A 13,328-nucleotide genomic window follows, 5' to 3' on the forward strand; every position below is an offset into this window, starting at 1 on the left:
CCATAGACACCGCCTATCACTCTCATAGAACCAATTGCTTTGACCGATAGCTATAACGCGCGCTAACTTAAACTCAGGGCTGTAAAAAATAAAATTCCGGTTTGGTCGATCCCCCTCCGAGTGCTTCAGGCCTTGAGCTTCGGCAAGTCGCCTAACGGGTCCGGCGTACCGGACCATGTCTGGCCTGCGCGAGACGCGCATTCCACTCGTCTGATGAGGAAAACACCCATGAAAATCGATCATAAATCCCTTCTTTTCGCGTCGGTCGCGGGCTTCGCGCTGACGGCCGCCGGATGTTCCGATCCGGGCGCAAGCAGCGCCCGCGCGTCGGCTCAGGAACGCAACGGCGAGGCTGAAGTCGCCGAAATGACCGAAGTCGACTCCGGCGCCAGCCAGTCGATGAATCAGGAGCTGGCCCAGGGCGAAGCCCGCCCGAACAGCTTCTGGTGGCCCGACCAGCTCGACCTCACCCAGCTTCGCCAGAACGAGACCACGCGCTCAAATCCACTGGGCGCGGACTTTGACTATGCCGAGGCCTTCGAAAGCCTGGACCTGCAGGCGGTGAAGGCCGATCTGCGCGAGGCGATGACGACCTCGCAGGACTGGTGGCCGGCCGACTACGGCCACTACGGCCCCTTCTTCATCCGCATGGCCTGGCATAGCGCGGGCACGTACCGCACCCATGACGGGCGCGGCGGGGCCGGTGGCGGCCAGCAGCGCTTCGAGCCCCTGAACAGCTGGCCGGACAATGCCAATCTGGACAAGGCACGCCGCCTGCTCTGGCCGATCAAGCAGAAATACGGCGCGTCGATCTCCTGGGCCGACCTGATGGTGCTGGCCGGTACGGTCGCCATGGAGGACATGGGCTTCGAAACGCTCGGCTTCGCCGGCGGACGCGAGGACGACTGGCAGGCCGAGCTGGTCTACTGGGGTCCGGAAGCGGAGATGATGGCATCCCAGCGCTTCCACGGCGACGGCGAGCTCGAACGCCCGCTCGCGGCCTCGCAGATGGGCCTGATCTACGTCAACCCGGAAGGACCGAACGCGAACCACGATCCGGTTTCGGCCGCGGCGCGCATTCGCGAAACCTTCGGCAACATGGCGATGAATGACGAGGAAATCGTCGCGCTGATCGCCGGCGGCCACACCTTCGGCAAGGCCCATGGCGCGCACGATCCCAATGAGTGCGTCGGCGCGGAGCCGGCGGCAAACGGCGTCGAGGACCAGGGCCTCGGCTGGAATAATGAGTGCGGCACCGGCAATGGCGCCGATACCGTGACCAGCGGCCTTGAAGGCGCGTGGACCTCCAGCCCGGCGCAATGGACCCACCAGTATCTCGACAATCTGTTCCGCTTCGAATGGGTGCAGGAAGAAAGCCCGGCCGGCGCGGTGCAATGGGTGCCGGCCGACCGTGAGAACACGCAATTCGTGCCCGATGCGCACGAGGAGGGCGTCTTCCACCAGCCGATCATGTTCACGACCGACCTGTCGCTGAAGGAAGACCCCGGCTTCCGCGAGATCGCCATGCGCTTCCGCGACAACCCGGAGCAATTCGAGGACGCCTTCGCGCGCGCCTGGTTCAAGCTGACCCACCGCGATATGGGCCCGCAGGCGCGCTATCTCGGCAGCGACGTGCCGGATGTGTCCCTGATCTGGCAGGATCCGGTGCCGCAAGCTGACTATGCGATGATCGGCGAGAGCGAGATCGACGCGCTCAAGGCTGAAATCCTCGATTCCGGCCTGACCGTGCCGCAGCTGGTGCGGACCGCCTGGGCCTCGGCGTCGAGCTTCCGCGATACCGACATGCGCGGCGGCGCGAACGGCGCGCGCATCCGTCTCGATCCCCAGAATAGCTGGGAGGTCAACGATCCGGACGAACTCGAACAGGTCCTCTCCACGCTGGAAGGCATTCAAAGCGACTTCAACGACAGCCAATCCGGCGATGTCCGCGTCTCGCTGGCCGACCTGATCGTCCTGGGCGGCGCGGCCGCCATCGAGAAGGCCGCCGCCGATGCCGGTCACGACATCGAGGTTCCGTTCACGCCGGGCCGGACCGATGCCAGCCAGGAGCAGACCGATCCGGACTCCTTCGAGTATCTGGAACCGGCCGCCGATCCGTTCCGCAACTATTACAGCGAGGACGCGCCGCGCAGCCCGTCCGAGCTGATGGTGGAACGCGCCGACACGCTGTCGCTGACCGTGCCGGAAATGACGGTCCTCGTCGGCGGGATGCGGGCGCTCGACGCGAACACGGACGGAGCCGCGCACGGCGTGTTCACCGATACGCCTGGCCAGCTGACGAACGACTTCTTCGTCAACCTGCTCGACCTGTCCACCCAGTGGCGCCCGACCGATGCCGAGTACGTGTTCGAGGGCATCGACCGGGATACCGGCGAGGTAAAGTGGACCGCAACCGAGGTCGACCTGGTCTACGGATCGAACGCGGAATTGCGGGCCGTGGCCGAAGTCTACGCCTATGAAGACGGCGAAGAGCGTTTCGTGAACGACTTCGTCGAGGCCTGGACGCAGGTCATGAACGCCGACCGCTTCGACATCGACCGGAGCTAGGCGCCCGACCCGTCAAGGATGGGAAGAAAAGGGCTGCGCTTCGGCGCGGCCCTTTTCTTTTGGCATAGTCATCTTCTGGCGAAGGCTGCGGTCCGTGCCTCGCGGATTTCGGGACGGGCCGTGAGAATCGAGAACGCCGAAAGAGCGACTCCTACTACTACCACGCCTCTCATTCTGCCGAGGGATGCGCCAGGATCCGAACAATTGAGAAAGAGCCCGCGCAGTGTGAGGGCGCGAGAGGCCAGCGGGGATTATATGAGCGGCGCGGTGGCCGGAGCCCCAAGCTCGGGAAGAGCGCGGTCAAGCGGCGCCGGAACTTTCAACACCGCCCGATCATCGGGGAAAACCCGCCCAGCCACGATTGACGCCGGCAGGCCGGTATCCATACGATTCAGAATATATTGCCGCAATGATACGGGCTCGGCCCGGCTATAGATAAAAAACGGGGAAGTTGAACGACATGGATGCCAGTTTGAACGGACGCGTGGCCGCGATCACCGGCGCATCGAGCGGGCTGGGCCACCGCTTTGCGCTGAAGCTCAGCGAAGCGGGGGTCTCGGTCGCTCTGCTGGCCCGGCGAACCGACCGGCTGGACAAGCTGGTCGAGGACATTGAATCGCGCGGGGGCCGGGCCATGGCCTGCCCGCTGGATGTCGCGGACACGGACTCCATCCGGCCGGCACTTGAGAAGGCTGAAGCCCGGCTCGGTCCGCTCTCCATCATGATCAACAATGCAGGCGTCAGCGGCGACGGCATGGCGCTGGACATGACGAGCGAGCAGTTCGATCAGACCTTCGCGGTCAATGTGCGCGGCGTCTTCTTCGGTGCGCGAGAGGCCGCCCGCCTGATGCTTGCGAACGGATCGGCCAAGGCCGGCCAAGCGCGCATCATCAATATCGCCTCGATTGCCGCATTCACCCAGCTTCCCGCCCTGTCGGTCTACTGCGCGTTCAAGGCCGCCGTCGTCTCGCTCACCAAGAGTCTCGCGCGCGAATGGGCGCGCGACCTCATCGCGGTCAACGCGATCTGCCCGGGCTATATCGAAACCGAGATTAATTCGGCCTGGTTCAAGACCGAAGGCGGCCAGAAGCAGATCAGCCGTCTGCCCCGGCGCCGGCTGATCGATGCTGACGCGCTGGACGCCGTGTTGATGATGCTGGCCGGAGATCCGGCGCGGCAGATCACGGGCTCGGCTTTCTCGATCGACGACGGCCAGATTCTGTAGAATTCCGCAACACGCAGCGCATCCTCCCGCGCGAGCGGCAGAGACCGGCGCGTATCGAACTGAACGGGCATTTTCCGGACCAGGTCTGGAGCAAAGACCGCACTGTTCAGGAAATCGAAGCCCCGAGGGAGACCTGCCCGGTCCAAAGACCATGGCGGAGAGGGAGGGTTCGACCACTCCGGCACCTTTCGGGTACCTCCCGCGCGGCGTGGAATACACGTGTGTGTCCCCGTTTCTGGGAGAAGGCGTAGGCGGGAGGGCAATCCCATTATCTGGCGCGCCCCCGATCGGGTATCGGCGCTGGGATGAATTTTTCCGATCCACCAATCAGAAAATAACTTGGCCCCGGATGAGCGGAGCTTCCTGAGGATGAATATGGAGCTAGGCAGCGCGCTAACCAAGCGAATTCGTTCCCCTAGACGTGACCCCCCATAAACGGACTGAAAAGAGCTTTCCGGGAGGGGTGCCCCTAATGTCTCAGAACCGGAGCCGAGGAACGCGAATCGGATGGGCCTTCCGATACTTCTGAATAGGTATAAGTGCTAGCACCTAGCCGTAAGCGCGAATCTGGAAACAGGAAGGGCAGCGCTCTTACAATTTTTTCCTTTAGCGGCTGACTTGGGGTCAAACCGCGATGAAAGTATATATTCTTCACATGTGCCCCATCAATTAAGAGCCGTCCGGTGAACAGTCCCTCATTCAATCCTTGGACGAACACATCTAGATCTTCGGGAAATGAGACGTCACCTTGAGAGGCCAAATCCTCTACCTTAATTTGCATCGACTCGCCAATCAGATGCTCGTCGAAAAATTCTCTTGAAGTCTCCGCTTTTCTATCACCGGCACCGGCGTTCGGAGTAGAATGCCCTAATTTCAGTTTCGAGCGGCTGGGCTCGGCAAGATAAATAAACCGAATATCCCCGTTCTTGGTGAAAGCCACCTTGTCGACAGTGCCTTTGTATAGAAGCAGATATTCGCCGTTTGAAGACAGTTCTGTAATTACAGAGGCCACCACACCCGTTTTGAGGAAATGGTTTACTATTTTGTAGATTCCTTGGCGGAAACCCGGTGCGCCCCCTTGATGGATTGATAGCTTTGTAACGATAAATGACAGGAGGGAAGCGGTTGCGATGGAAAATACAAAATATGAAAGAAACCACGCAGCATCGGACATTCCGAAACCGCGGCCATCCACGAAAAAGAATCCAGATACGTTTGCGTAGGCTCCGGTTACAAGACGGAAAACATAGTCATTTGGCAAATTCCACCAGAAAATATTTTGGATGGCGACGAGCAGGCCCAAAGAGGCGCCATGAAACACCGGCGCCACGAGAACTGCGGCAATGGTCTTTTCGAATGCCGTATCTGAGTATACGACAGATAGACGTTGGGCCGTAAAAAATACTTGAACTGCAGCAATTCCAGGCACTATCAACAAAATAAATGCAAATAACGACGCGGTTATTTCCATTTTTCTACTTAGCGGTTTCTTTTTTACGGGCCTGCTTCACCACAAAGCGGACTGCACCATCCTTCATGGTCCGGGTGATTACCTTGTAAGATTTCACCTGTTTAACCACGGAGCCCGTCGAGCGCCGACCGCGCTTAAAGGAAGTACCTTGGTGCAGTTTCGTAAGGGCCGTCATCGCAGTCTCCCTTTTGCCTACTTTTCTTAGCCTGCCGCCGTAGCATTAACAAGCCGTGAGGCCTAATCCGTTCCCCGGATCAATCAAGCCGACCACAATCATGTCCCCGGATCAATCAAGCCGACCATAATCATGCACCCTAAGGATGGCAGAAATTAGGGCAAGTATTAGGGCGCACGCCCCTCTGGTGGCGTTAGTTTATTGTTTTTTATTGTTAAAATAAAAAGCAATGGCGGAGAGGGAGGGATTCGAACCCTCGGAACGCTTGCGCGCTCAACGGTTTTCGAGACCGCCCCGTTCGACCACTCCGGCACCTCTCCGCGGGGAGCGGGCGTTTTGGCTGAGGCTCGCGTTAAAATCAAGAGTGAAGCGCCGCAAACAGGTCAGCACGAGTCAGACAATTGTCAGTGACGTCACCCGCACCCGTGTCCGGCGCTACCGCCCGCGCCTGTCAGGACAGGTCATGAGCGATTGACGCGGCCGGGCCGATGAGTCTATATGCCCGCTCTCACGCGCCCGTGCCGGACAGGTACGGGCCGCGTCGTGTTTGACAACGCCGGCCTTGATCAACAAGCGGCGAAGAAAAAGGACCTCGCGGGCGCAGCCTATTCTGCCTCCGACGGGATCGTTCAGAAAGGTAGAAATCATGTACGCGGTCATCAAAACCGGCGGCAAACAATACAAGGTCGCGGAAGGCGATCAGCTGGTCATTGAGAAGCTCGACGGCGAAGCTGGCGACATCGTGTCCTTCGGCGAAGTTCTGATGCTGGCCGGCGACAAGGGCGTCACGGTGGGCAGCCCGCTCGTCGAGGGCGCCCAGGTCATGGGCGAGCTGGTAGAGCTCAAGCGCGGCAAGAAGATCATCATCTTCAAGAAGCGCCGCCGCCAGAATTACCGCCGCACCAAGGGTCACCGCCAGTGGCATGCCGTGGTCTCGATCTCCGAGATCGTGGCGCCGGGCGACACCCCCAAGACCAAGGCGAGCGCGAAGCCCAAAACGGCCAAGACCGATGACAAGCCGGCCAAGGCTGAAAAGTCCGCCAAGCCGAGCGCATCGGCCAAGACCGCCGAGAAATCCGCTCCGGTTCCCGCCGACTCCAAGAAGGCGGCCGCCGGCGACGACCTGAAGGCGCTGACCGGTGTGGGTCCGGCGCTGGAAACCAAGCTGATCGAAGCCGGCATCACGTCCTACGCGCAGGTTGCGGACTGGACCGAAGCCGACCTCGACAAGCTGGACGGCGAAATTCCCGGCCTGAAGGCGAAAGCCGAGAAGGGCGATTGGATCAACGAGGCGAAACAGCGCGCCGGCAAATAAGCTGCAGGCACGTACGCAAACTTAAGGAGGCCATCTCATGGCTCACAAAAAGGCAGGCGGTTCGTCGCGTAACGGCCGCGACAGTGAAGGCCGGCGCCTCGGCGTCAAGAAATTCGGCGGCCAGGAAGTCATTCCGGGCAACATCATCGTGCGCCAGCGCGGGACCAAGTATTATCCCGGCGACAATGTCGGCATTGGCAAGGACCACACGCTTTTCGCTCTGAGCGAAGGCCGCGTGACCTTCGCCAAGAAGAAGAACAACCGCACATATGTGTCGGTCGCGTCGCTTGCCGAAGCGGCCGAATAAGGGCGACGGATGACCGATCGCCCGCTTCAAAACGGGGGCGATCCGGAAATCAGCCGTTAGCAGATTTCGAAGGGGAGACGGGTCGCCCGTCTCCCCTTTTGCTTAAGCGCGGATCTCCCCCGCCGCCACGGGGAAAACAATGGCGGACGAAACGATTCTGACGCCGCAGGCGTTGACAGGGCCGAGCACGCACTTACGTGAGGTGCGTCTGGAGGACGCGGCATTTCTGTCGAAAGAGGCCGGACATTGTGATGTCGCGCGCATGTGCGGCTCGATCCCGACCCCTTTTCATGCGCTGTCGGCCGAGGGCTATATCCTGTGCATGCGAGCGAGAGCCCGGGTCCGCGGCGACCGCCTGAAGGTGATACTCGACGGCGATGCGGCTCCGGCGGGCATAATCGGACTTCACCCGAGATCCGATGGCGCCTGGGAACTGGGATACTGGCTCGCCCGCAGCCATTGGCGCCAGGGTCACGCCACGCGGGCCGCGCAATTGATGCTGGAGGAGGCCCGGACGATGGGCGTGTCCCGGCTGGTCGCGAACTATCTCGAAGACAATCCGGCCTCCGGCCGGGTGCTGGAAAAACTTGGTTTCACGCCGACGGGCGAACGCAATCTGGCCTGGTCGATGGGCCGGCTGGGCAAGGCCTGGAACCGGCGATTGGTATTAACTCTCTGACCTCCGGGACGCCCTGAGGTCTATTGGACGCTTTCAATGAAGTTTCTCGATCAGGCAAAAGTCTTCGTGCAATCGGGCCATGGCGGAGCGGGCTCCGTCTCCTTCCGGCGCGAGGCCTTCGTCGAATACGGCGGGCCCAATGGTGGCGATGGCGGCAAGGGCGGCGATGTCTGGGCCGAAGCGGTCGAGGGGCTCAACACCCTGATCGACTACCGCTATCAGCAACACTACAAGGCACCGCGCGGCGAAGGCGGCGCGGGCCGGGACCGCAGTGGCGCGGCCGGCGAGGACGTGGTGCTCAAGCTGCCGGTCGGGACTCAGATCTTGGACGAGGACAACGAGCATGTGCTCGCCGATCTCACCGAGATCGGTCAGCGCGTCCTGCTGGCGCGCGGCGGCCGGGGCGGCAAGGGCAATGCCTTCTTCAAGTCTTCCACCCACCAGGCGCCGCGCATCGCGCAGCCAGGCGAGGATGGCGAGGAACGCTGGATCTGGCTGCGTCTGAAGGTGATTGCCGATGCCGGCCTGGTGGGCCTGCCCAATGCGGGCAAGTCGACCTTCCTGGCCGCGGCCAGCCGGGCCAATCCCAAGATCGCCGCCTATCCGTTCACCACGCTTCATCCCAATCTGGGTGTCGTCGATCTGGGCGCGGGCTCACGCTACGTGCTGGCCGACATCCCGGGGCTCATTGAAGGGGCCCATGAAGGCGCCGGGATCGGCGATCGCTTCCTTGGCCATATCGAGCGCTGCGCGACTCTTGTCCATCTCCTTGACGCGACAGAGGAAAGTCCGCTCGACGCCTACCGTACGGTGCGCGTCGAACTCGACGCCTACGGCGCGGGTCTGAGCGAAAAACCGGAGATCGTGGTCCTCAACAAGATCGATGCGGTCGATGAAGAAACGCTGAAAGCGCACGTCGAGACCCTCGAATCTGAGATTGGAACGCCTATACATACAGTATCCGGCGTGACCGGACAGAATGTGCGGCCCCTCCTGGGTGAAATCTGGAGGGCGGTCGAAGCCAACCGCCGTTCGAATACTGAAACCGAAGCCGACAAGGACAGCTGGACTCCATGACCGATCACGCCTCGATCCTGAGGGACGCGCGCCGCATCGTTATCAAGATTGGCTCCGCACAACTCATCGATTGGCGCACCGGACAGGCCCATGTGGGCCGCTTCTATGCTCTGGGGTGCGAAATCGCGGAACTGCGCAAGCGCGGCGTCGAGGTCGTGCTCGTCTCCTCCGGCGCCGTCGCGCTGGGCCGCCCGCGCCTGAATCTTCCCGCCGGTCAGAAGCTGCGCCTCGACGAGAAGCAGGCCGCCGCCGCGGCCGGGCAACCGGTCATCATCCAGGCGTGGGACCAGGAGTTTTCCAAGCACGGCTTCCACGCCGCGCAAGCCCTGCTCTCGCCCTCCGACACGGAAAGCCGCCGGCGCTGGCTGAACTCGCGCAACACGCTCGAGACGCTCCTGTCGCTTGGCGCGGTGCCCGTCGTTAACGAGAACGACACCGTCGCGACCGAGAAGCTGCGCTATGGCGATAATGACCGGCTTGCGGCCCGCGTCGCACAGCTCGTCTCGGCCGATCTGCTGGTCATCCTGTCCGATGTCGACGGGCTCTACGATGCGGACCCGACGTCGAATCCGGATGCGGAGCATATTCCCTACGTCGAAGAAGTGACCGCGGAGATTTCCGACCTGGCCGGGCCGACGCGCGCCGAAACGGCGGGCACGGGCGGCATGGCCACCAAGATCGCCGCAGCCGAAATGGCCATGGCGGCCGGCTGCTCGACGGTCATCGCACGCGGCGACTGCGAGCAGCCCATCACCGACCTGCTCAATGGCGGGCGGGCGACCTGGTTCCAGGCCGAGGTCTCTCCGGAAAGCGCGAAACGCGTCTGGATCGCCAATTCGCTGGCCCATGAAGGCAAGCTCTTCCTCGACGAGGGGGCGACCGATGCCGTCAAGCAGGGCCATTCGTTGCTGGCCGCGGGACTGACCGATGTCGAAGGCCGGTTCGGACGCGGGCACGCGATCCGGCTCGTGGGCCATGACGGCACCGAGTTCGCGACCGCCCTGCCCGGCTATGACAGCGACGAGTGCCGGGCTCTGGTCGGCATCCAATCCGACGAAATCGAGGCGACGCTGGGCTACAAGCGCGGCTATGCGCTGGTCCATGCGGCCGACCTTGTTCTGGACGAGCCGAAAATCAAGCAATCTGAAGGAGCTTCCTCTTGACCGATTTCATGTCCGAAATGGCGGCGATGTGCGCCGAGGCCCGCGCCGGAGCCGCCGCGCTCCAGGCTGCCGGCGCCGACGGGCGCACCCGCGCGCTGAAGGCCATGGCTGAGGCGATCCGGGGTGCATCCGGTGCCATTCTGGCAGCCAACGCCAAGGAAGTCGAAACCGCCCGGTCCAAGGGCGCCGACAAGGCGTTCCTTGACCGCCTCACACTCGACCAGGACCGTTTGAACGGCGTGGCTGACGGCGTGGCCGCGATTGCCGAGCAGGACGATCCGGTCGGCGTTGAGAAACGCCGCTGGAGCCGTCCGAACGGGATCGAGATCGCCGAGGTCGCCATTCCCCTCGGCGTCATCGGCGTGATCTTCGAAAGCCGGCCGAACGTGGCTGCCGACGCCGCCGCCCTGTGCGTGCGGGCCGGCAATGGCGTGATCCTGCGCGGCGGCAGCGAAGCCTCCGGGACCACCACCGAAATCATCAAGGCGGTCAAGGCGGGGCTCGTCGAGGCCGGCCTTCCCGAAGGCACGGTGCAGACGCCGCCGGACGCAAACCGTGAATGGGTGACCGCCCTCCTGTCGCTGGACGAAGGCGGGGCCGATCTGGTCATTCCGCGCGGCGGCAAGCCGCTCATCTCCCACGTGCGCGAGCATGCGAACGTGCCGGTCCTCAGCCACCTGGACGGTGTCTGCCACGTCTATGTCGACGCCAAGGCCGATCCGAAGAAGGCCAAGGATATCGTTCTGGACTCCAAGATGCGGCGCACGGGCGTATGCAACGCGGCCGAGACGCTGCTGATCGACAAGGCCTGCGCCAGCGATCTGCTGCCCGGCATCGCCGAGGCGCTGAAGGAGAAGGGCTGCGAGCTGCGCGGAGACGAAGCGTCCCGCAAGATCGTGCCCGGCATGAATCCGGCCAGCGAGGAAGACTGGGACACCGAGTATCTTGATGCGATCCTGTCGATCCGCGTGGTCGACGGCCCCGAGGCGGCGCTGAAGCACATTGCCAAGCACAGCTCCGGGCATACCGAAGTCGTGGTCACCGAGGACCAGGCGACGGCTGACCGGATGACGTCCGCGATCGACGCGGCAGTCATCATGCACAATGCCTCCTCGGCCTTCTCCGATGGCGGTGAATTCGGCTATGGCGGCGAGATCGGCATCGCCACCGGACGTCTCCATGCGCGCGGTCCGGTGGGCGCAGCCCAGCTGACCACCATGAAGTACATCGTGTACGGACAAGGTCAGATCCGCGGATGAGTTTCGGCGCGCTGCGCTCCGAGCTTCTCAAGCCCGGCATGAAGGTCGGCCTTTACGGCGGGTCGTTTGACCCCGTCCATGAGGGCCACCTTCATGTCGCAGACACCGCCCTGACCCGGCTCGGGCTCGACCGGATCTGGTGGATCGTCTCACCTCAGAACCCGCACAAGGCGCATGCACCCGGCGACTTCCGCGACCGCTTGCAAGCGGTCCGGTCCGCGGCGAACGCACCGCGGATGGTCGTCAGCGACATCGAGGCGCGGCTGGGAATCAACCGGACTGCCCAGCTGGCGACCTATCTGACGCGCCGCCACCCCGGAGTGAACTTCGTCTGGATCATGGGCGCCGATGCGCTGCGGAGCTTTCACCGCTGGCAGGACTGGCAGACGATTGCGCACAAGATGCCAATTGCCGTGGTCTCGCGCCCCCCTGACGCGCTTCGTGCGCGCCTGTCGCGCGCGGCCGTCGCCTTGTCGCGCTACAGGCTTTCCCAGCACCAGGCCCATGCGCTCCCCAGTTCGTCAGCCCCCCGCTGGACATACCTGACAGCTCCCTTATATGACGTCGCATCCAGCACGCTTCGCGTCTCTTCAAGGCGCGCGACGACCCGCAACTGAGATCGAGCCGCCCCGATGAGCGAGACTTCTCCTTCCGGTGAGGGCGGCGCGCTCGCCTTCTTCGCCGACCTGAAACCCTCAGCCTCCGATTTCCGCTCGGATGTCCTGGAAGGGTTATCGCGTCCGCAAAAGGCGATTCCGCCAAAATACTTCTACGATCAGACCGGCTCCGCGATCTTCGACCGCATCACCGAGGCACCCGAGTATTACGTCACGCGCACCGAGCTGGAGCTGCTCGACCGGATCGGTCCGCAATTGAGCGAGCGGGCCGGCCCGGGCGCCGTCATTCTGGAGCCGGGCGCCGGGTCAAGCGTGAAGATCCGCAAACTGATAGACGCGCTCGACCGCCCGGCCGGCTATGTCGGAATGGACATTTCCGGCGAGCATGTGCGCGCGGCCTGCGAGGCCGTCGCCGTCGATCACGAAGACCTGACCATCGGGGCGGTGTGCCACGACTTTACCCGGGACATCGACCTGGACGCGCTGCCGGTCCCGCCCGGCCGCCGGCTGGTCTTCTTTCCCGGCTCGACCATCGGAAACTTCGAACTCGCCGACGCGCTGGAGCTGCTCAGGACGCTGCGCAGCTGGCTGCGGGACGGCGATATCCTGATCATCGGCGTCGATCTTCGCAAACCCGGGCCGGTTCTGGAGGCCGCCTACGACGATGCGGGCGGGGCGACGGCGGACTTCAACTATAATCTCCTGGCGCGCATCAATCGCGAGCTGGAGGGCAGTCTGGAGCCGGAGGGGTTCGAGTACCGCGCCTTCTGGAACCCGTTCCGCTCACGTGTGGAAATGTATCTTCAAGCCCGGCGGGACATGGAGTTCAGCGTATCGGGGTCGCGATTCAATATTCGCGAGACCGAGACCATTCACACCGAGAACTCGCACAAGTTCACGGTTGCCGGCTTCCAGGACCTGGCGGCAAAAGCCGGATTCGCGCCTGCGAAAGCCTGGGTGCACGAGGACATGCCCTTTTCCATCCACTGGCTCGAACGATCGCGCAAAGCGTGATACAGTCACCTTTGTTGAATTGCCCAAGGGAGCGCACGCTGTCCATCAACACCGAAGGCCGCAAGGCCGACACGCCCGGTCAAAGCCCGGTCGAATCCTCCCAACCTGGCCATGCCAGCACGGAGGCTCTTGAAGAGCTGATCGTCGCCGCCCTCGAGGACGACAAGGCCGAAGATATCGTGGCCATCGACCTGAGCGGCAAATCCTCCGTCACCGACACCATGATCATCGCCAGCGGACGGTCGAACCGTCACGTGGGTGCAATTGCCGATCATGTCATCCGCAAGCTCAAGGAAGAAGGCCACGGCTCGGCCAAGGTCGAGGGTCTGAAGACCTGCGACTGGGTCCTGATCGATGCCGGCGACGTCGTGGTGCATCTCTTCCGTCCGGAAGTGCGTGACTTCTACGACCTTGAGAAGATGTGGTCGGTCTCGCCCGACAGCCTCAGCTAGACCCTC

The 13,328-nt window shown here is 62.8% G+C and carries 12 protein-coding genes and 1 tRNA gene; 11 read left to right on the forward strand and 2 right to left on the reverse strand.

What is annotated here, in order from left to right; all coding sequences use genetic code 11:
* Window positions 1–366: 366 nt before the first annotated feature.
* Both katG and E5162_RS11600 read left to right on the forward strand, forming a co-directional pair.
* Complete coding sequence (gene katG, locus E5162_RS11595) at window positions 367–2,568, forward strand: catalase/peroxidase HPI (protein WP_371872251.1); 2,202 nt, start codon at window positions 367–369, stop codon at window positions 2,566–2,568.
* Between the two features lie 460 nt (window positions 2,569–3,028).
* On the forward strand, window positions 3,029–3,793 hold the full coding sequence (locus E5162_RS11600) for an SDR family NAD(P)-dependent oxidoreductase (protein WP_135945418.1): 765 nt from the start codon (window positions 3,029–3,031) through the stop codon (window positions 3,791–3,793).
* A 469-nt stretch (window positions 3,794–4,262) separates the two neighbouring features.
* On the opposite strand, the gene E5162_RS11605 is transcribed toward E5162_RS11600, so the two are convergent.
* Together E5162_RS11605 and E5162_RS11610 are read right to left on the reverse strand one after the other, a co-directional pair.
* Entirely contained in the window at window positions 4,263–5,264 is a 1,002-nt protein-coding gene (locus E5162_RS11605) for a hypothetical protein (protein ID WP_135945419.1), read from the reverse strand.
* Window positions 5,265–5,669: 405 nt separating this feature from the next.
* A tRNA-Ser gene (locus E5162_RS11610) sits at window positions 5,670–5,759 on the reverse strand.
* A gap of 326 nt (window positions 5,760–6,085) precedes the next feature.
* Between E5162_RS11610 and E5162_RS11615 the strand changes: the two genes are divergently transcribed.
* The 9 genes from E5162_RS11615 (at window position 6,086) to rsfS (ending at window position 13,322) form a co-directional block, all read left to right on the forward strand.
* Complete coding sequence (locus E5162_RS11615; RefSeq protein WP_135945420.1) at window positions 6,086–6,754, forward strand: 50S ribosomal protein L21; 669 nt, start codon at window positions 6,086–6,088, stop codon at window positions 6,752–6,754.
* Window positions 6,755–6,791: 37 nt separating this feature from the next.
* Window positions 6,792–7,061, forward strand: a complete 270-nt coding sequence (gene rpmA, locus E5162_RS11620; protein WP_135945421.1) for a 50S ribosomal protein L27 — start codon at window positions 6,792–6,794, stop codon at window positions 7,059–7,061.
* A 139-nt stretch (window positions 7,062–7,200) separates the two neighbouring features.
* On the forward strand, window positions 7,201–7,740 hold the full coding sequence (locus tag E5162_RS11625) for a GNAT family N-acetyltransferase (RefSeq protein ID WP_135945422.1): 540 nt from the start codon (window positions 7,201–7,203) through the stop codon (window positions 7,738–7,740).
* A 36-nt stretch (window positions 7,741–7,776) separates the two neighbouring features.
* Window positions 7,777–8,817 (forward strand): GTPase ObgE, encoded by a 1,041-nt coding sequence (obgE, locus tag E5162_RS11630; protein WP_135945423.1) that lies wholly within the window; start codon window positions 7,777–7,779, stop codon window positions 8,815–8,817.
* Window positions 8,814–9,980 carry a glutamate 5-kinase gene (gene proB, locus E5162_RS11635; protein ID WP_135945424.1) on the forward strand — a complete coding sequence of 389 codons (1,167 nt, stop codon included), beginning with the start codon at window positions 8,814–8,816 and terminating at the stop codon, window positions 9,978–9,980. Before obgE ends, proB begins: the two co-directional genes overlap by 4 nt.
* Before the next feature lie 17 nt (window positions 9,981–9,997).
* Window positions 9,998–11,239, forward strand: a complete 1,242-nt coding sequence (locus E5162_RS11640) for a glutamate-5-semialdehyde dehydrogenase (protein ID WP_135945706.1) — start codon at window positions 9,998–10,000, stop codon at window positions 11,237–11,239.
* Complete coding sequence (locus E5162_RS11645) at window positions 11,236–11,856, forward strand: nicotinate-nucleotide adenylyltransferase (protein ID WP_135945425.1); 621 nt, start codon at window positions 11,236–11,238, stop codon at window positions 11,854–11,856. Before E5162_RS11640 ends, E5162_RS11645 begins: the two co-directional genes overlap by 4 nt.
* Window positions 11,857–11,871: 15 nt before the next feature.
* Window positions 11,872–12,870 (forward strand): L-histidine N(alpha)-methyltransferase, encoded by a 999-nt coding sequence (gene egtD, locus E5162_RS11650; protein WP_135945426.1) that lies wholly within the window; start codon window positions 11,872–11,874, stop codon window positions 12,868–12,870.
* Complete coding sequence (gene rsfS, locus E5162_RS11655) at window positions 12,867–13,322, forward strand: ribosome silencing factor (RefSeq protein WP_233342194.1); 456 nt, start codon at window positions 12,867–12,869, stop codon at window positions 13,320–13,322. Before egtD ends, rsfS begins: the two co-directional genes overlap by 4 nt.
* Window positions 13,323–13,328: the final 6 nt, after the last annotated feature.

The sequence above is a fragment of the Marinicauda pacifica genome (assembly GCF_004793635.1).
GTDB classification, from domain to species: Bacteria; Pseudomonadota; Alphaproteobacteria; order Caulobacterales; family Maricaulaceae; genus Marinicauda; species Marinicauda pacifica.